The organism is Clostridium sp. ETTB3 (assembly GCF_053571985.1).
This window is the reverse complement of record NZ_CP199832.1, coordinates 2,290,639-2,311,702: the sequence shown is the minus strand read 5'-3', so window position 1 is coordinate 2,311,702 and position 21,064 is coordinate 2,290,639. Positions and strand designations below refer to the sequence as shown.

The 21,064-nt window shown below is 27.8% G+C and carries 9 protein-coding genes; 8 read left to right on the top strand and 1 reads right to left on the bottom strand.

Annotated elements, in window-relative coordinates; all coding sequences use genetic code 11:
• Nucleotides 1–309 precede the first annotated feature (309 nt).
• The 4 genes from ACUN06_RS11180 to smpB all read left to right on the top strand — a co-directional run bounded on the left by ACUN06_RS11180 (nucleotide 310) and on the right by smpB (nucleotide 4,638).
• Nucleotides 310–843: an RNA-guided endonuclease TnpB family protein gene (locus ACUN06_RS11180; RefSeq protein WP_449390274.1), complete on the top strand. Its 534-nt coding sequence runs from the start codon at nucleotides 310–312 to the stop codon at nucleotides 841–843.
• A gap of 561 nt (nucleotides 844–1,404) precedes the next feature.
• Nucleotides 1,405–1,635, top strand: coding sequence for a preprotein translocase subunit SecG (secG, locus tag ACUN06_RS11175; protein ID WP_291734615.1), 231 nt, complete (start codon nucleotides 1,405–1,407; stop codon nucleotides 1,633–1,635).
• Between the two features lie 305 nt (nucleotides 1,636–1,940).
• A complete protein-coding gene (gene rnr, locus ACUN06_RS11170) occupies nucleotides 1,941–4,151 on the top strand; it encodes a ribonuclease R (protein WP_449389811.1) in 2,211 nt (736 codons plus the stop codon).
• A gap of 16 nt (nucleotides 4,152–4,167) precedes the next feature.
• Nucleotides 4,168–4,638, top strand: coding sequence for an SsrA-binding protein SmpB (gene smpB, locus ACUN06_RS11165; RefSeq protein ID WP_291734619.1), 471 nt, complete (start codon nucleotides 4,168–4,170; stop codon nucleotides 4,636–4,638).
• A gap of 76 nt (nucleotides 4,639–4,714) precedes the next feature.
• Here the strand turns inward: smpB and ACUN06_RS11160 are convergent, their stop codons facing one another.
• On the bottom strand, nucleotides 4,715–5,617 hold the full coding sequence (locus ACUN06_RS11160) for an amidase domain-containing protein (RefSeq protein WP_294383198.1): 903 nt from the start codon (nucleotides 5,615–5,617) through the stop codon (nucleotides 4,715–4,717).
• Nucleotides 5,618–5,954: 337 nt separating this feature from the next.
• Between ACUN06_RS11160 and ACUN06_RS11155 the strand changes: the two genes are divergently transcribed.
• The 4 genes from ACUN06_RS11155 to ACUN06_RS11140 all read left to right on the top strand — a co-directional run bounded on the left by ACUN06_RS11155 (nucleotide 5,955) and on the right by ACUN06_RS11140 (nucleotide 21,048).
• Nucleotides 5,955–11,936, top strand: a complete 5,982-nt coding sequence (locus tag ACUN06_RS11155) for an NPCBM/NEW2 domain-containing protein (protein ID WP_449389810.1) — start codon at nucleotides 5,955–5,957, stop codon at nucleotides 11,934–11,936.
• A gap of 312 nt (nucleotides 11,937–12,248) precedes the next feature.
• Complete coding sequence (locus ACUN06_RS11150; protein WP_294126893.1) at nucleotides 12,249–13,220, top strand: carbohydrate kinase family protein; 972 nt, start codon at nucleotides 12,249–12,251, stop codon at nucleotides 13,218–13,220.
• Nucleotides 13,221–13,222: 2 nt separating this feature from the next.
• Nucleotides 13,223–14,650 (top strand): glycoside hydrolase family 32 protein, encoded by a 1,428-nt coding sequence (locus ACUN06_RS11145; protein WP_449389809.1) that lies wholly within the window; start codon nucleotides 13,223–13,225, stop codon nucleotides 14,648–14,650.
• A 356-nt stretch (nucleotides 14,651–15,006) separates the two neighbouring features.
• The gene (locus tag ACUN06_RS11140) at nucleotides 15,007–21,048 is read left to right on the top strand and encodes a M60 family metallopeptidase (protein WP_449389808.1); all 6,042 of its coding nucleotides are present in this window, start codon (nucleotides 15,007–15,009) and stop codon (nucleotides 21,046–21,048) included.
• Nucleotides 21,049–21,064: the final 16 nt, after the last annotated feature.

Here is a 21,064-nt window from a genome sequence, read left to right as displayed (position 1 = left end):
TGGGTAGACCTAAACAGATAATGCTGTAGGATAAGATATAGTCTGTGCTTATATGAAAATATAAGAAGTTCATAAGAGAACTGCATAGAAAGTAGCGTTTCTATGTGAACGACAACCTCAAAAACGATTAAAGTTAAGAACTTACGGTTCTTACATATGTTATTTAAAAATATAATATTAATCCTTGAAAATAATTAATTATATTCAATACATATGTTAATATAATTATAGATGATAAAAATGGAAGTAACTTATGGTAGAGGATATGTATATTCTATACAATACCATATAGTATGGTAAGAATTTTGTATTATTAGCAATGGAGAAATCATTGAAAATCCAAAATGTTTGAAAAAGTCAGTAAATAAACTTGCTAAATTGCAAAGAGAATTATCTCGAAAATCAAAAGGTAGTTCAAATAGAAATAAAGCGAGGTTAAAAGTGGCAAGGCTTCAAGAACGTATATCTAATCAAAGAAAAGATTTTTTGCAAAAGGTATCTACTAAATTAATAAGGGAAAATGATATTATTTGTATTGAAAACTTGCAAGTAAAGAATATGATTAAAAATAAAAAACTTGCTCAATCAATATCAGATGTATCATGGTCAGAATTTACAAGGCAATTAGAATATAAGTCTAACTGGTATGGTAGAAAAGTAATTAAAGTAGATAAATTCTTTGCAAGTTCACAATTGTGTAGTAAATGTGGATGTAAAAATGAAGAAGTAAAAGATTTGAGTATTAGAGAATGGATTTGTCCAGAATGTGGTGCTAATCACAATAGAGATATAAATGCAGCGATTAACATATTGAATGAAGGATTAAGAAATATGACTATATAAATAGATAATATATATAAGAACCGTAGGAACTACGGGGATAGCTTGGTTATGCTTAGCACACTAGTGCTATCGACCAAGAACCCTGTGACTTTAGTCGTGGGAGGTTCAGGATGTAGCAGAATATAGAGGAAAGAAAGCTTTCTTTAATTTAAAAGAATAAAAAATAAATATATCAGTAATTGAAGTTTTAGGTAAAAATTCATTAAATAAAAATCATGATATAGAAATAAGAGTAATTAATGAAGATAAACCAGTAGAAGTAAATATAATGGGATTTTTAGTATCATAGAGCAGTATCATGTATTTAAATGAATTAAATAATGCAAGTAAAAACTTAGAAAAATTGATAGTATAGGCTATTAGTAATAATGAGGTTGAAACGAACTTGTAAGCTTGGGTAAACTCATTCCACTAAGAATATTGACCAAAAAGCTCCCACTTCTATAATGGAAGAGTAGTTCACTTGGTGGTATTTGTAAATATTCTTGATAAGTATTATATATTATGTTATGATAAAGTTATATAAATATGCACGAAAGTATAATATGGGAGGTAATAGCCATGAAAACTTTTTTATTTGTTTTAGAAGCAATTTTAGGGTTAATAGTTGTTGGTTCAATATTAATGCAAAAAAGTAAAGCTGATGCTTTAAGTGGATTAATTCAAGGTAGTAAAAGTGAAACTTTTTTTACGAAAAATAAATCAAAGACAAAAGAGGCTATGTTAGCTAAGGTTACTATAGTTTCAATGCTTTTATTTGCTATTAACACAATAGCTTTAAACTTAATTTAAGATATTTAGGGAGTGTATCTATATTAGTGGTACATTCCCTTTATTAATTTACTTTAAGTTAGGATACCCTATAAATATAGTATCTATAATATTTTTAGAAAATAAAATCTAATTTAAATAAGTAAAAAATTTAGAAATAAATATAAATTAAGTCTTGGTAGTTAAAACAAAAGTAATTGAATAAAGTATAATAAGCGAGATTTAGTAAGCCTTATATTGAATAAAAAATCAAACATGTGGTAGTATAATAAATAGTGTGTATAAGAAAAAAATGGAGAAAATTATATGTTAATGGAGGAAATTACATGGGAATAAAGGAAACCCTACTTAGCTTCATGAAAGAAGAAGCATATAGACCTATGGATATTCAAGAATTAGTTTCAGTTTTTGATATTAGTCCAGATGAATATAAGGTTTTTAAAAAGACATTAAAAATAATGGAATTAGAAGGGTCTATAGTTAGAACAAATAAAGATAAATTTGCTGTGCCAGAAAGATTAGGATTAATAAAGGGAAGAATTCAATCACATAAAAAGGGATTTGGATTTTTAATTCCTGAAGAAGATGGGGAAAGAGATGTCTTTATACCAAGCTCATTTATTAATGGTGCAATGAATAATGATAGAGTTCTTGTTCAAATAACTAGAGATGATGTTAATGGTAAAAAGAGAGAAGGAGAAGTAATAGAAATTCTTGAAAGAGCTAATACTAAAATAATTGGTGTTTATGAAGATAGTAGAAATTTTGGATTTGTGGTTCCTGAAGATACTAGATTAAATCAAGATATTTTTATTTCTAAGAAAGATAAAAATGGGGCAAATCATGGGGATATAGTTATTGCAGAAGTAACTAAATGGCCAGATAAGAGAAGAAGTCCAGAAGGTGCAATTAAAGAAGTATTAGGAAAAAAGGGCGAAAAAGGATTAGATATTTTAACAATAATTAAAAAACATGGTCTTCCAGAAGAATTTCCAGCTAAGGTATTAGCATATGCAGAGGGAATACCTGAAGAAATAGATGAAAAGGAAATTAAGAGAAGAAAAGACATTAGAAATATTAGAATGGTTACAATAGATGGAGAAGATGCAAAGGACCTTGATGATGCTGTATCTATTGAAAAATTAGAAAATGGAAAATATAAATTAGGTGTTCATATTGCTGATGTTTCACATTATGTTAAAGAAAAGAATCCTTTAGATAAAGAAGCATTAAAAAGAGCAACTTCTGTTTATCTAATAGATAGAGTTATTCCTATGCTTCCTAAAAAGTTATCTAATGGAATATGTTCTCTTAACCCTAAAGTTGATAGATTAGCTTTAAGTTGTTTTATGATTATTGATAATAAAGGTAAGGTTTGTGATCATGAAATAGCAGAAACTGTTATAAGAACTTCTGAAAGAATGACGTATACTGATGTTACTAAAATATTAAGAGATAATGATGAAGAACTTATAAAAAAATATGATTATCTTGTTGATGATTTTAAAACAATGGAAGAGCTTTGTTTAATTCTTAGAGAAAAGAGAATGAAAAGAGGCGCTATAGATTTTGATTTTGAAGAATCAAAGATAATATTAAATAATAATGGTAAACCTATTGATATAAAGCCATATGAAAGAGAAATAGCAAATAGAATAATTGAAGAATTTATGCTTGTTTGTAATGAAACTATAGCAGAGCATATGTTTTGGACTAATTTACCTTTTGTATATAGAGTTCATGAAAATCCAGATGAAGAAAAACTAGAAAAGTTTAGAGAATTTATATATAATTTAGGATATACAATGAAAGTTTCTCAAGACATTCATCCAAGAATTCTTCAAGAAGTATTAGAAAAGGTAAAAGGAAAAAAAGAAGAAACTGTAGTAAGTACACTTTTATTAAGAAGTATGATGAAAGCAAAATATACTCCAGAATGTTCAAGTCACTTTGGATTAGCAGCAACTTATTATTGTCATTTTACATCTCCAATAAGAAGATATCCTGATTTACAAATTCATAGAATAATAAAGGAATATTTAAATGGTAAAATTGATGAAAAGAGAATAACTAAATTAACACCAATAGTAGATATAGCAGCTAAGCAATCATCAGAAATGGAAAGATTAGCAGAAGAAGCAGAAAGAGAAGTAGATGACTTAAAGAAAGCTGAATATATGATGGATAGAATTGGTGAAGAATTTGAAGGAATTATATCTTCAGTTACATCATTTGGTATATTTGTTGAGTTGCCTAATACAGTAGAAGGTCTTGTTCATATTAATGATTTAGATGATGATTATTATATTTATGATGAGCAGCATTTAATGTTATTAGGACAAAGAAATAAAAAGGTTTATAGACTGGGAGATTCAGTGAAAGTTAAGTGTTCTAGAGTTGATATTGATAATAGAGAAGTTTTCTTTGATATTGTAGAGAGTGAGCAAGATTTAAAGGAAATTGTTCCAAGTGAAGAAACAGCATCAATAATTGCAGAAATTAAGAAGGAGTTTGGAACAAAGCAAGAAGATAATTAATAAAGTGGGTGGGAAAATGGCAAGAGTTAAAAATAGTAATTCTTTAGCTGAAAATAGAAAAGCTCGTCATGATTATTTTGTTGAAGAAACAATGGAGGCGGGAATCGAATTAGTTGGTACAGAAGTAAAATCTATAAGGGGTGGAAAATGTAACCTTAAGGATTGCTATGCTGATGTTAGAAATGGTGAAATATTTATTTTAAATATGCACATTAGTCCATATGAACAAGGTAATATATTTAATGTTGATCCACTAAGAGAAAGAAAGTTATTACTTCATAAAGAGCAAATAGGAAGATTAGCTGGATTAGTTTCAAGAGATGGATATACATTAGTTCCATTATCTTTATATCTTAAAAATGGAAGAGTTAAAGTAGCTCTTGGAATTTGTAAAGGTAAGAAAAACTATGATAAGAGAGATTCAATGCTTGAAAAAGCAGCAAAGAGAGATATAGAGCGTCAAATGAAATTAAATAATAGATATTAATAATATATAATTTAATTTAATATAGTTTTTTATAAATAAAATATTACTGGAAATTTTGATTTCCAGTAATATTTTTTTAATATGATAATTTTATATTTTTTTCTTTCCAACCTAAATCAAAAGGCATATTAGAAATATTAAAGGAATTACTATCTATTAAAGGATAACCATTTGAATCATAACCAGATATTATTGCCTTATGATCAGTAAATAGTGATTTATCAAATCTTATAATATCATTTTTATTAAATTGTTCTGAAACTTTATAATTAGGATTAATTTTTTTTGTATAAGGTAATGAAGTTTCAGTTAAATAAAAATTATAATCATTTAATTCATCATTAAATACATCACTATAATAATCTTTATCAATAATAAAACATTCCTCTCCTAAGTCATTTGTATAACTATAAAGTGTTAAAATATGTGGAATTGTAAATGAAAACTTATTTGAAGCAAATTGCTTATTATGAATATAATTAAAGTTATAATATTCATCTAAATTTACTATTATTTTATTATTATTTTTAGTTACTTTATTTATAATAACTAATGAATTAATGCTTGTAAAAATTATAGAACGTTCTAAAGACCAATCCCTTAAATAAGCTATCCTTTTAAATTCATAATCTAATGAATATTTAGCATTAGCATCAGAAGTACCATAATAATTATATAATTTATATACATTTCCATTTAAAAAACTATTATTACGCTCATTAAAAGCTGAGCTAATGAATTTAGTAAGCTTTTCTTCATAAACACTAATATTTTCATTTAAGGTTGTATTAGAATTAATATTAAAAATATTAGCACTAGCTGAAACAGCACTTAAAATATTATTTTTAGAAACATAATGACTAGGAGGCACTTTTCCTATGCAATAAAAAAAGTGTGCAAATAGTGCTATTACTAAAAAACAATAAAGTATTAATGAAAGTATATTTTTAGTTTTACTATTTTTATTTAATGGAAACATAAAATCACCCTTTTAAGTAAAATATATTAGATTAAATATAAAAATAAAAAAATATGAAATTTATTTTAGAATTAAAATGTAATGGTCTAATTACCAAAATTGACTATTTATAGTATTATCAAATTTATAAATAATTATTTATTATAATATATAAAAATAATTAGTATAAATTCTCAAAGAATGATAAATGTTAATAAAAATTAAACTTTAAAGCAATTTGTTGAAAAATAGAGAAATATGTATAATAATAATATTAACGATTAATAAAAAATTATAAAAATATTTTAGTTACTGATTAAAATAAAGTAATTTTTTATTTATTTTAGGGGGATAAAAGATGTTAAAAAGAAAATTATCAACATTAATATTAGCTACTACAATAGCAAATATGACAGCAGCACCTATTAATGTGTTTGCAGAAACATTATCTAAAAACAATACTGTGCAAACTAATGAATTATCAGAAAAAAATGAAACAAAAAAAGCTATTGTTAGCAAATTCAGTTTACATGGAAGTGAATTATTACAAAGTTATAATAAAGTTTATAAAATGGATAATTCTAATATTGAATCTATAACTAATAATGGTGGAAGATATGTAAATAGCACTATAGACAAAGCTATAGATGAAAACTTTAAAACTCATTGGGAAACAGGACAACCTAATAAGTCAAATTTTACTAATGAAGTTGTAATTAGTTTAAAAGAAAAAGCTATTTTAAATAGAATTGTTTATGCAGCAAGACCTGATGCAGGTGGAAAGGGATTTGCAGAAGAGTTTGAAATATACGGTTCTAAAGATGATAGCAATAATTTTGAATTAGTAGCTACTGGTGAATATAAAAATTCAACAACAGATGTTGTTGAAATAAAATTTAATCCTACGGAATTCAAAAAAATAAAGTTTGTATTTAAAAAAGCTAATAGAGATTGGGCAAGTGCATCAGAATTTGTGTTCTATAAGGAAGATACAGTGTCTGAAACTGTAAATAATATTTTTACAGATGGTACAATGACAAAATTAAAAGATCAATATAATAATCAAGAAGCAATAAATAAGCTAGAAGAAGAAGTTAACAATCATCCTTTAAAGGATAAATTATCATATGCTATAGAATTAGCAAAAGAAATTTTAAATGGTAATAAAGATTATTCAGATAGAACATTTACACTGACACAATATGGTGATACACATGCAAAAGCAAGAAATCAATTAAAAATGTCTACTTTTGGTACAGATTTACAATCTACAGGTATAGTGGCAAAACCAGGACAAGTATTTAGAGTTTTTGTTGATGCAGAAGATGGGGCACCACTTCCAAAAATTGCATTTACTCAGCAAGAAGGTAGATTTGGTTACTGGAAACAAGAGTATCAATTACAAAAGGGTATGAATGTTATAACAGTACCTGAAATATATAGTGACTCATGGAGTATGAAATCTACAAAGGGTGGAGCAGTATATTTAATAAACAAATATACACCTGAACAACAAGGAAAAGCCCCAGTTGTACGTATAGAAGGTGGAGAATTCTTCCCATCATTCAAACCAGGAGATGATAAAGAAAAATTCTTAAAATTATTAAAAGAATATAAAGAAAAGCTAGATAAAGATCCTGAAAATACAGTTGATATATATGAATTCAGTACAAAAAGAGTATTATACACAGGAACTGCAAAAGCAGCATATCAAGTATATGTAAATGAAAACGTAGATGTTGAAGAAAGTGTAGATGTTTGGAATAAGAAATTCCAAGAAGCATTTGATTTTGCTGGATTAAAAGATGATACAAGCGATCCAGATAATGATTCTACAAATGTTAGAACAGCAGTAAGGTTAATGCAACCTTATGGAGCAGCTTATGCATATACTGATCATATAGGTATTCAAAGACATATACAAGAAATTGTATTAAGAACTGATGAAAGTAGTATAAACAGTATACTTTGGGGAATGCTTCATGAAGCCGGACACCAAATGGATATAGATGCAAGAGAGTGGGCCGAAGTTACTAATAATATGTGGGCAAACAATGCTTATATAAAAAATGGATTAAATGATAGAGTACAATACGATAAATTATATAAGTATTTAGCACCAGAGAAATCATTAAAAACGTATGAAGAATTAGATTATTCTGAAAAATTAGGGATGTTCTGGCAGTTACAAATAAAGAAAAATACTTATTGGGCAGAGTTAGAAGCATTATATAGAAAGAGAAAACCTAATCCTAGCACTACACAAGAAAAGCAAGATTTATTTGCTGAATATTCATCAGAAGTTATAGGTATGAATCTAAGTAATTATTTTGACAAATATGGATTTAAATTATCAGATGAATGTAAAAATAGATTAAAAGAGAAATATTCAAATGTAGGACAAAAAATATGGTATTTAAATACTAGTGCTATGAATTATGAAGGAAATGGATTTGAAAACAAAGATACTTCTTTAGAAGTTTCATTATCAAAATCAAATTCTGGAACAAAACTAAGCATGAGTATTGCTAGTGAAGCAAAAGATGACTTACTTGGTTATGAAATAGTGAAAGATGGAAAAGTGATAGGGTTTACTACATCTGGAACTTATACAGATTCAGAGGCAACTAATACAAATGAAAATATAAATTATGAAGTAATACCTTATGCAAAAAATTTATCAACAGGTGATAAAGTACAAATAAATTCATTAACACCAAGCATAAGTATTCAACAAGAAACTATAACATTAAATTTAAATGAAGAATTTAATGCTATGGATTATGTTAAAGGATTTACTCACTCAGGAAGTGACATAACATCAAAAGTTAAATTTGAAAGTAATGTAGATACTACTAAGCATGGAAACTATCAAGTTAAATATACAGTAGAAGATAATGATGTAACTTTTAATAAAATATTAAATGTAAAAGTAGTAAGTGACTATGATTATTTATCAGATTTTGAGTGGAAATCTGTATCAACAGCATGGGGGACTCCAAGAAGAAACTCTAATATACAAGGTAGAGTAAATGGAAATGTAAAAACATTTGAAAAAGGTTTTGGAATACATGCTAATGGTAAGATAACTTATGATTTATCAGATAAAGAATATGATACATTTGAGGCATTACTTGGAGTTGATCAATCATCAATACAACCAAATAATAATTCAAGTATCAAATTTAAAATAATAGCAGATGGTAAAGTTTTAGCATCTACAGATGTTTTAAGATATTATGACAACATGGCTTATGTAAATGTTCCTGTATCAGGTGTTAAAGAGCTTGTAATTGAAGTTTCTGATGCTGAAAATGGAAATACAGCAGACCATGGACTAATAGCTAATCCAAAATTAACTACAAATAATGCTAAACCAAAAATTATAGCAGAAAATAAAAACTTAAAACTTGGACAAGATTTCAATCCAAGAGAAGGTGTTGAAGCAATTGATGTGGAAGATGGAAATTTAACATCAAAAATTGAAATTGAATCAAATAGTTTTGAAAAAGATAAAATAGGAAAATTTGAAGTTGTATATAAAGTAACTGATAAAGATAACAATGTAACAAGTAAAAAAATATATGTTACAGTATCTGAAGATTATACAGTTACAAAATCTAAGTATGGGCAGTTCTCAAATTTAGATGGATATAACGAAGAGTTTAAATTACCTATAGTATCTGCAAAAAATAATGCAGGAAATTACGGAAACAGTGTAATAGGCAATGCAATAGATGGAAAAATAAATACTCATTGGGAGACAAACTCTCCAAATAATAGTTCATTTAAAAATGAAGTAACATTTGATTTAGGTGAAGTTCAAGAAATAAGCAAGATGGCATATGCATCAAGACGTGACGGAAATAACAAAGGTTTTGCTAATGAATTTGAAATATATGTATCAGAAAGTGAATCAGGAGATGATTTCTATTTAGCAGGACAAGGCTCATATTCTGGAGCAATAAGCGATACTGTTGAATTTAATATGAGCAAAGTAAATGCAAGAAGAGTGAAGTTTAAATTTGTAAAAGCAAGTGGAGAATGGGCAAGCTTTGGTGAAGTGGCATTTTATAAAGAAGATAAATTAGCAGATAAAATGGCTGGTTTATTTACAGATGAAAACAAAACAGAAGTAGCACAAAGCTATAATACTTTAGAAAAATTAGAAGCTTTAAGAGAAGAGGTTAAAAATCATCCAGCATATGAATTATTCAAAGTTGAATTGGATAACGCTGAAAAAATAATAAAAGCTAAATTCCCAACTTTAACATTTGAAGAATTTACAATGATTGAGAAAAATACTGAATTAAATTTAATGGATGGAGTAGTTGCAAGTGATCAAGAAGATGGCAACATAACTTCAAATATAGTAGTAAATGATGGTGGATTTTCACCAAACAAAGTAGGAACATACAAAGTAACATACACAGTAACTGATAGTGATTCAAATATAACTACAAAGGAAAGAACAATAGTAGTTTATGGTCAAAGCAAATATTTATCAGATATGAATTGGGAGTCAGCTACAACTGGATGGAGAAGTGTTGTTAAAGATATGGCAGTTGGCTCAACTAATAAGATTAAACTTAACGTAGATGGAACTGTTAAAACTTTTGATAAAGGTATTGGTGCTGCAACAAATGCTAAAATAGTATATAATTTAGATGGAAATTACAACTATTTTACAACATATGTGGGAACAGATAAAAACTATAACTTAGGAAGTACAACAATAAGATTTAGAATACTTGCTGATGGAAAAGAAGTTTATACTTCTGATGTAATAAAAACAAATACTCCTGCAGAATATGTAAGATTAGATGTTACAGGAGTTAAAGAACTTACTTTAATTGCTGATGATGTAGATGGAAACTTAGTAGGAGATTTTGCATCTTGGGCAGATACTAAATTATATAAAAATTATTCAAAACCAGTAATAGAAGGTAAAGATTTAGCAGTATTTAATGTAAATGAGGAAGTAGATTTACTTCAAGGAATAACAGCAACTGATTATGAAGATGGAAACTTAACTTCTAAAATAAATGTAAAAACAGATTATGAAAAAGGAAAAGTTGGAATATTTGATGTTGTATATTCTGTAACAGACAGTGATAACTTAACAACTGAATTTACAAGAAAAGTAGCAATTACAGATGAAGAAACTTATGTATCTGATTTAGAATGGAAATCAGCAACAATAGGTTCAGGGGCTATAGGTAAAGATAAATCAGTAAGACAACAACCTATAAAACTTTTAAATGAAAATGGAACTTATGATACTTTTAAAAAGGGTATAGGAACTCATTCTTATTCAGAAATAGTATATGATTCAACAGGATATGATATATTTGATACTTGGGTAGGTCTTGATGAATTTGTATCAAATCAAAGTGCATCAAGTGTTATATTTAAGGTTTATGTAGATGGTAAATTAAAAGCAGAAACTGATGTTATGAAATCAAATTCACCAAAACAACGTTTAATGGTAGATGTTAGAAACTCTAATGAAGTTAAATTAGTAGTAGATTCAGCAACTAATGGTATTACTTGGGATCATGCAGACTGGGCAGAGGCAAGATTTAGAAATATAGCAAAATTTAATACAGCTAAATTAGAAGAAGTTTTAACAAAAGCTGAAAATATAAATTTAAATAATTATACTCAAGAATCTATTGAAAGATTAGAAAATGCAATAAATGTTGGTAAAGAAGCTTTAAGTTCAGCTAATCAAGAAACAATAGACAAAGCTATTGAAAAATTAAAAGAAGCTATGGATTCATTAGTAGAAATTAATTTAAATGAAACAGTGCAAATAAAAGATGAATTTTTAAAAGCTAGTATACAAAAAGAACTTGGAATATCAGGTGAAATAACAGTTGGACAAATGAGAAAGCTAACTTCACTAAAAGTATCACAAGTAGAAAGTTTAGAAGGGTTACAACATGCCATAAACTTAGAATCATTAGATATAGACTATAATGAAATAAGAGATTTATCACCACTTAAAAATCTTAAAAAATTAAAAGATTTAAAAGCAAATGTTTTAGGTGGATTAATGTCAGGAAGTATTTATTCAAAAGATAATAAAGCAACTGTAAACTTAGATGTTATAAATAGAAATGGTGAAAAATTATTACCAAAATCAGTAATAGTGAAGCATAATAAAACACATGAATATACTACTTTAGATATAAAGGATTGTGTAGATGAAAATGGAGTTGTAACAATAGATACTACAAATTTTGACTCATATATATATACAATTACTTTAGTATATGAAGATGAAGTTGATAATTATACATCACAATTTATGTTTATGCTTGATAATATAAAATAAACTATAAATTAGTATAATAAAAAAATGGGGATTCAAATTTGAATCCTCATTTTTACATATAATATTGTGATTAAAAATAAAAATTAAAGTTTAAAAATATAATAAAGTAATTAATGATTTTATAGAAAAATAAAGTAAATATGAAAAGTAAAATAAAGTTTGTTAATATAAAGAAAAATATGGACTAGAAAAGTATAAATGATATAATATTTTTAGAAATATAAAATTATGTAAATTTAATATTAATTATGAAATATATTTTTTAGCACACAAGGGAACATTCCCACAATTGAATTTTAGGAGGAAAAGAAAATGAAAAAGGTAATTTCAATAGGAGAAGCTTTAATTGATTTTATTCCACATGAAAAGGGAGTTGCATTAAAGGATGTGAGCAACTTTTTTAGAGTTGCAGGTGGAGCACCCCTTAATGTTGCAGCAGCAGTTGCAAAATTAGGTGGTAAAGCACAAATGCTTACTAAACTTGGTGTTGATGGATTTGGAGATCATATATTAGAAGAAGTTTCACCATTAGGTGTTGATGTTTCAAAGGTATTAAGAACTAAAGAAGCAAATACAGCATTAGCATTTGTGTCATTAAAGGAAGATGGGGAAAGAGATTTTTCATTTTATAGAAATCCAAGTGCAGATATGTTATTAAATGCAGCAGAAATTGAAGAAGAAGATTTTACAGAAGGAGGAATATTACATTTTTGTTCAGTTAGCTTAATAGATGCTCCAATTAAAGAAGCTCATAAAAAGGCTATAGAATTTGCCAAAAAACATAATTGTTTAATTAGCTTTGATCCAAATGTAAGATTACCATTATGGGAAAGTCCAGAAGCTTGCAGAAAAGCAATTTTAGAATTTTTACCATTAGCTAATATAGTAAAAATAAGTGATGAAGAATTAGAATTTATTACTGGAATTTCAGATGAACCAAAGGCTTTAGAGTTTTTATTACAAGGTGATGTTGAAGTTATAATTTATACAAAGGGAACTAATGGAGCAGAATTTATAACTAAGGAAAGAAAGGTATTTTCACCATCATTTAGAGTTCAAGCTCAAGATACAACAGGCGCTGGAGATTCATTTATAGGTTCGTTTTTATACCAAGTTGCTGAAGATGACAATACTTTAGAAAGCTTAGTTAATTTATCAGAAGAAAAAATAAAAGAAATATTAACTTTCTCAAATGCAACAGCTGCTTTAACAGTATGCAAAAGAGGAGCTATTGGTGCATTACCAACTAAAGAGGAAGTTTTAGCTTTAGCACAAGGGAGATAAAGATGGTGAGAAGTGATTTTGACAAGCAAATAAAAGAGTGCATGGCTAAACATTTAGAGCAAGTTAATAATGATAAATGGAGAAGTAAATATCATATAATACCTCCAATTGGATGGATAAATGATCCAAATGGATTATGTGAATTTAATGGAGAATATCACTGTTATTATCAATACTCACCATTAACACCAATGGGAGGATTAAAGTTTTGGGGACATTCAATATCTAAAGATTTAGTTAATTGGGAAGATAAAGGTGTAGCTCTTTATCCAGATATAAATGAAGATAAAGATGGAGTATATTCGGGATCAGCTTTTGTTAAGTATGATACAATATATTTCTTCTACACAGGGAATGTAAAACATGCTGGAGACCATGATTATATATTAACTGGAAGAGAACAAAATGTTATATTGGTTACTAGCAAAGATGGAATAAATTTTTCAGAGAAGAAAGTAGTTTTAAGAAATACGGATTTCCCAAAAGATATGTCCTTACATGTTAGAGATCCAAAGGTATGGGAAGAAAATGGGATTTATTACATGGTTTTAGGTGCTAGAACTATTGATGATAAGGGGTGTATTTTAGTATATAAATCAACTGATCTTTATAATTGGGAATTCCATTCAGTACCAGCAGGGAAAAATGAAGATATGGGATATATGTGGGAATGTCCAGATATATTTAAGTTAGAAAATAAAGATATACTAATGTTTTCACCACAAGGGATGGAAGCAGAAGGATATAAATATAATAATGTATATCAATGTGGATATGCAGTAGGAAGTTTTGAAGAGGATAAAAAGAAACTTAATCTTGGTGAGTTTGTTGAAATAGATAGAGGATTTGATTTTTATGCACCACAAACTTTTGAAGATTCTAAAGGAAGAAGAATTGTTATAGGGTGGATGGGGGTTCCTGATGCAATAGAACATAGAAATCCAACTATAGATAACTTCTGGCAACATCAATTAACAATTCCTAGAGAATTAGTTTTAAAGAATAATAAAATATATCAAATTCCTATTGCTGAATTAGAAGTATTAAGAAAAGGAAATTCTTTTAAGAAGGAAATTTCTTTAAATGAGGTAGCTATTTTAGATATATTTGAAAGCAATACTTTTGAATTAAATTTTAATTTTAAAGAGTGTGATGAATTTAAGATTGAATTAAGAGAAGATTGCAATCTTTCATTTAGTAATGGGGTATTTAAGTTACAACTAGGAAAATCAGGGTATGGAAGAAATATGAGAGCTGTTGAAATTAATAATGTTAAATCATTAAGAGTATTTTCTGATAATTCTTCTTTAGAAGTGTTTTTAAATGAGGGAGAAGAAGTATTCACTACTAGAATTTATAATGATAAAATTGATTCTAAATTAAAATTAAGTGGAAGTGGTACAGTTGAGGTTGAAAAGTGGGCGTTTTAAATTAATTTAGAATTTTATACTTAATATAGATGATATAATGTTTAATGTTAAAACAATATTTTTTTATTAAGCCTTTACTACCAATAATTGTTTATTTGTTGTTTATTTTGGAAAAAAGTGTAATATTATTAAATAATAAAAACGGTAAGATTTATAAGTTTATAGGTCTTACCATTTTACATTTACAAGATAACTGAGTAATTCATATTTTACTTAATAGTTTAATAAAAAATATTAAAATTTATATTAAATTAATATTTTTTTGAAATTTAGTTAAATAAAATTAATGATATTGGAAAAAACGGCTTAAATATGATATATTTTATGTAGGATTTTGTATAAAAAGGAGGATAAGAATGAATCGAAGAAAAATATCAGCTATGTTAGCAGTAGCTTTGATTACTACTCAAGTGCAAGGTGTTACATTTGCAGATACTAAAAATGGCAATCAAGAAAATAATAAAGTAAATGAAGTTGTTGTTGGAAATAGCAATGAAAGTAATTCTGATTCAGCGACTGAAAAGTCAGAAGATAATCAAGAGGGGAACTTAGAAAAAGATAACAAATCAGAAGAAAGTAATGGGGCAGCTACTGAAGATAAAGAACAAACTGAAAAAGAGAATACTGAAACTGAAAAAGAAGAAAATAATAATGGTGAAGAAAAAAATGATACGCCATCAGAAAAAGAAGATAAATCTAATGAAACACAAACTTCAACACCATATAAGGTAACAGGAAAGTTAGAATTAGATGTTAATTTTGCTAGTCCTATAAAAGTAGCAGATTCAAGCAAAACAAATTTTACTGTAAAATTAACTAAAAAGGATGGACAAAGTCATACTGTTAAATTAGGTTCTGATGTTACAAGTGGAAAGTTAGATAGCAGTGAAATAGCGTACACTTTAGAAGCATTAGATTATAGAAGAAATAAATTAAGTGAAGGTGCAACAGAATTAAATTTTTATCACTTAACTTTTGAAAATCTTGAATTAGGAACATATTCAGTTGAGATATCTGGAGGTGGATATCAAACTGTAAAGATGGATAACGTAGAAATTGAAAAGTCTTCAAAGAGAATTTTAGTAGGTACAGATGAAAAAAATATAGAATCAGAAGATGGAACTACTGAACATTATCCAGCTGCTTTAATAGGTGGTGATTTTGATTCTGATAATAAAGTTGATAAAAAAGATTATGAAGAATTAAAAAAAGCTATAAAGAGTAAATCAACAGATACAAAGTTTGATTTAAATAGAGATGGTAAAGTTGATATAACAGATTTAAGTTATGTACATAAAAATATGGATAAGGTTAAGAGTAATCCAGTTGTAGTTAATACAACACCAATAATAAATCCAGAAAATGTTGATATAAATTTAGATAAAGAAAAGCTAACTGTAACTGGAGATATTAAAAACATACTAAAAGATAGTGATGATGTAGTATCTTTACAAGCTAAAGGTCAAATAAGTGAAGAAAATCCTATAGAAATTCCTATGAGTTTAACAGGAAAATCAAGAGCTGCTAGCTCAGAAGAAGAATCAGCATCAATTGAAGAAGTTGTTATACAAGCACCAAGTGAAAATGCACCATCTAGTGGTGAAGTTGTTATACCAGGTGCAGGAGAAAATGGACAAGACTTAACAGTTAAATTTAATGATTCGAATGTAACTAAATCAGCAGCAAGAACTGCTGATGGTACACAAATGGACACTATAAAAATAAATTTAGGAAAGCAAGTTGCAGTAAGTCAAGTTAATATAAGAGTTACTGGAAGTAGAAGTAATAAGAATTTAACTGAAATAGCAAAAGTTGAATTTTTAAATAATGTATATAAAGAAGTTCCAAAACCTAAAATGAATATACCTGTTATAAATAATTTTACAAGTTCAACTGCTGTTGGAAATGAGGCTATGACAATAGGCTGGAACCATGAAACAAATGTATCAGGTTATGAATTAAAGGTTGAAGAATTAGATAATAACAATAATGTAGTTGATACAAGTACTTATAAAACAAGTCAAAATTCTTTAAAAATAGAAAAAGTAAAACCTTATGGAATTTACAGAATTAGTATCCAATCAATTTCAGGAGAATGGAAGAGTGGTTACAAAGATGAGCAAGAGGGTTATAGCACAGCTACAACAGGTGATACTAACAAAACAAACAATTCAAATGATAAAGATGGTAAGCCAGATAATGTTGATGCAAATTATAATCCACAAGCTTGGGATTCCAAGACAGGAATATTAACAGAAAAAGCAAATGGAGACAATGGAAGCAACTTTGGAGCTGATTCTATAATAGAAGTTCAAGTAATACCAGAAACAGCACCAGAAGGTCCAGAAGGAATTTCAGTAAAAGGTGGATATAAACAACTTACAGTTTCATGGAAAGCTCATGCAAAAGCAAAAGATTATGAGTTATATTACAGAGAAGTTGGAACTAAAGAGTGGTTAAAAGCAAATGATAATGGTGATAAATATAAAGATTCTGACTTAAATGATGATATTCCAACAGGAGTAAAAGATTTAGCAGCAGGAGTTGCTGATAGTAAGGACTTTATAAGAGCTACGTCATATACAATAACAAATTTAAAAGATACAACAAGTTATGAAATTATGATGACAGCAACAAACCACCATGGAACAGGTGGATTATCTCAACGTTACCTTGGAACTACAGCTAAATTAGTACCACCAGTAACGCCTAACTATAAGCTTATAAATACACCAAATGGAGTGGGAAGTTTAACTAATAACATAGAAAAAGTTGAATTTACTCAAGGTGGAACTACAGATAATGATATTTCTGTTTTAGATAATGATTATACTACAGCATGGACTTGGCATAACTGGGATACATCTGCTTATGGAAAATGTGGTCCTAAGATAACATTTAAAGAAGAACATACAATAGATACTATAAAATTAATAACAAGATTAGACTTAGATTCATGGCCATATACAGGTAATATAGGATTTGTAAATTCACAAGGAAATTGGGAATATAGAGATGCTTCATTAAGCACAAGTGGAAGAGTAGTAACATTAAAATTATCAGAGCCTATAACAACTAAGCAAATACAGCCAAATATATCTGTATATCCAGGTTCAGGTTCAGGTAAAGTAAATATATCTGAAATTAAGTTATATGAATATGATAGCTTAGAAAAAGATGTAGATAACTTATTTGCTGATGATTTAAAATTATCATTAAATAGTGATGTAACTAGAGAAAAAGTAGAAGAACTTGTTAAGAGAGTAAATACAATAGACCCAGTAAACTTAGAATATCATCCAAATAAAGATGAAATACTAAAGAATTTACAAAGAGCTCAAGACTTATTAAATGATATTTCTTTACAAGATGAAATAATAACTTTAGATTCAAGTATACATAGTATAGGGGCTCAAAATACTATAGGACAAACTAATGATTACCAAGCTCTTGGTATAGCAGTAAAACCAGGAGATAAGGTTAATATTTACATAGCAAGTCCAAATAGAAGCGATACTAAATTTAATTTAGTATTAACACAATTTAATGCAGAAAGTGGAACTGCTTATAAGGTCATAAAAGAATTAAAAGTAGGTAAAAATGAAATTGAAATACCTGAAACTGGTTTTGATATGAACTATGAAAAAGGTGGAAACTTATATATAGGCCTTAAGAGTGGATTTGCAGAAAGTAATACATTTAAGGTAAGAGTAAGTGGTGGAACAAAAATACCACACTTAAATGTAAATAATATTATAGATGATGCTTCTAAAGAAACAGAAGTTAAAGATGCTATAAGAAAATATATTAAAGACTTAAAGAGTTATGTAAGCACTTTAAAAAATAGATATCCAAGCACAGCTAGTATAGAAGATAATGTTGAGAATATTTACACTTATGACCCAGAAACATCTATATTAAATGCTACAGATATAGAAGGTGAAAGAATAATGCTTTCTTTTGCAGCTGATAAGGTACTTAGCTCAATAGAAAGTGGATTATCAGGAAATGAAGAAGCTCAAGTAAATAGACTTTATGAAACATTGCTTGCTTGGGAACAAATAATGAAGATTTCTTATTCACAACAAGGCTTACTTGAAGCACCAATAGACTTTGATGGTGATGGAAAAATAACAAATACTGCTTTACAAGTATTAGGTGGAAAGAGCGAAAATCAATTCTATAATGAAAATAGAGCACCTAAAAACCGTATGAATATTAAATATCAAAGAATGTTTACTGGAGCATTTATGTATGCATCATCACATCACGTTGGTATAGGATATGGTTCTATTGAAGGTGCAATGAATGGTACTCCTTTCAAATTTGATTCAAATGGAAACTTAACAAATCCAGCAGATGGAAGCTTATTTGGATGGGGAATAGCTCATGAAATTGGACACGTTCATGATAGACCAGGATTAACATATGCAGAAACAACTAATAATATATTAGCACTTATAACTCAAACATTTAATGATATAAATGAATCTAGATTAGAAGGTGGAACATATACAAAGATATATGATAAAGTAACTTCTAATAGTGTAGGTTTAGCAAGTGATGGTGGAACTAGATTAGGAATGTTCTGGCAATTACATTTAGCATATGATAATGACTATACTTATAAAATGTTAAATCTTAACTCAGATAATAACTTAGATAATGATACATTCTATGCTAAGTTATATAGAGAAACAAGATTAAAAGGTGTAGCTCCAAATGAAAATGGACATGATTCTACAGCTCAAACATTTATAATGAGAGCATCTGATGCAGTACAAAAAGACTTAAGAGGATTCTTTGAAAAGTGGGGATTAGTAGCTAGTCCTAATACTAATAAATACTTAGATTCAAAGAACTATCCAAAAGAAGATAAGGCTATTTACTATTTAAATGATGATGCTAGAAGAATTAGATTAGCAGCTGGAAGTAATACTGAATCAATAACTATGGATTCAGATACTGCAGTAAAGGGAAGCTTTGGAGTTGATGCAAATGGAACTCAATTAATTAATAAATCTTACTTAAATCAAAAAGAAGTTCCATTAACATTAAGTGTTACAAAAGATGCAGATAAAGTTTTAGGATATGAAATAATAAGAAAAGAAGCAACAACAACAGGAACTAAGGAAGTAGTAGTTGGATTCGTTGAAAGAGATAAAAATGGAGAAAATGGATTAACTAAGTACACTGATGTTATTGATGCTATAAATAATAGAGCTTTTGAATATAAAGTAAGAGCTTATGACTACAACTTAAATGTTACACAAGAAACTACAATTGGTAACATAAAGGTAAATCATGATGGAAGTATATCAGAAGCTAATTGGGTATTTGATACTAATACAAGAAGTGAACATGATATATCTGATGAACATTCAGGACATGGTCAAGCTCAAAATGGAGAAATTAAAAAGATAAGTGATAATGATCCAACAACTATTTATACAGCTAAAAAAGCAACTAATAACAATGGTACAGTTGTTTCAGGAGATCCATATGTAACTATTGATTTAGGAAATGCTAAATCTGTTGTAGGATTAAAATATAATCCAGGACAAGCACCTACAAAGAAATTCTCATTAAGAAGCTTATTTAGTAAAAATTCAGGTACTGATTATTCACCAATAAGTAGTTATGAGGTTTGGGTAAGTAAAGATGGAAAGAGTTGGTCAAAAGCTCATTCAGGAAAATTTGATACAACTAAAGAAAATACAATTTACTTTAATGAAAATGGAAGCAATTCAAATACTCAATTATGGGCATATGATGCACAATATGTTAAGTTAGTAGCCAAGGGAGCTAATGCTATATCTATAGGAGAAATAGATATATTAGGTCCAACAGGAGATAATATAGAAATTGGTATAGATAATGGAAATAAAGTTTATGAGCATGGTGTAGGTAAGTTAGCAACTGATTATACTTATGCAGAAGGAAAGACTATACCAGCAGGTTCTATAATAGTTACAGGTGAATATAAAGGAGACCCAGCATTTAATGTACCTTTAGTAATTAATGAAGCTGATGAAAACTTTGCTTTAAATGCTCAAGCAATTTTATTAGCAACACTACCAGAAAATTCACAACTTGGAGAAGTTGCTAAGGGAACTTGGTTATATTGGATAACTCCAGAGCAACAAAAAGATGATAAAAATATTAAGGGAACTAAGATAAAAGCTGAACTTTACAGATACAATAAGCTAGATAGCAATAATGCACCTGTAGGTCAAAGATTAGTAAGTGATACATTCTTATATGATTTACCAACAAACTTAAATGACTTACCATCAATAGAATTAAATAATTCAACAGCAAGAGCAATAGCAAATGAATATGATGAAGTTATAGAAATAAGTAATGATATGATTCAAAATGTATTTAACAACAGATAGTAAACTAAGATAATAA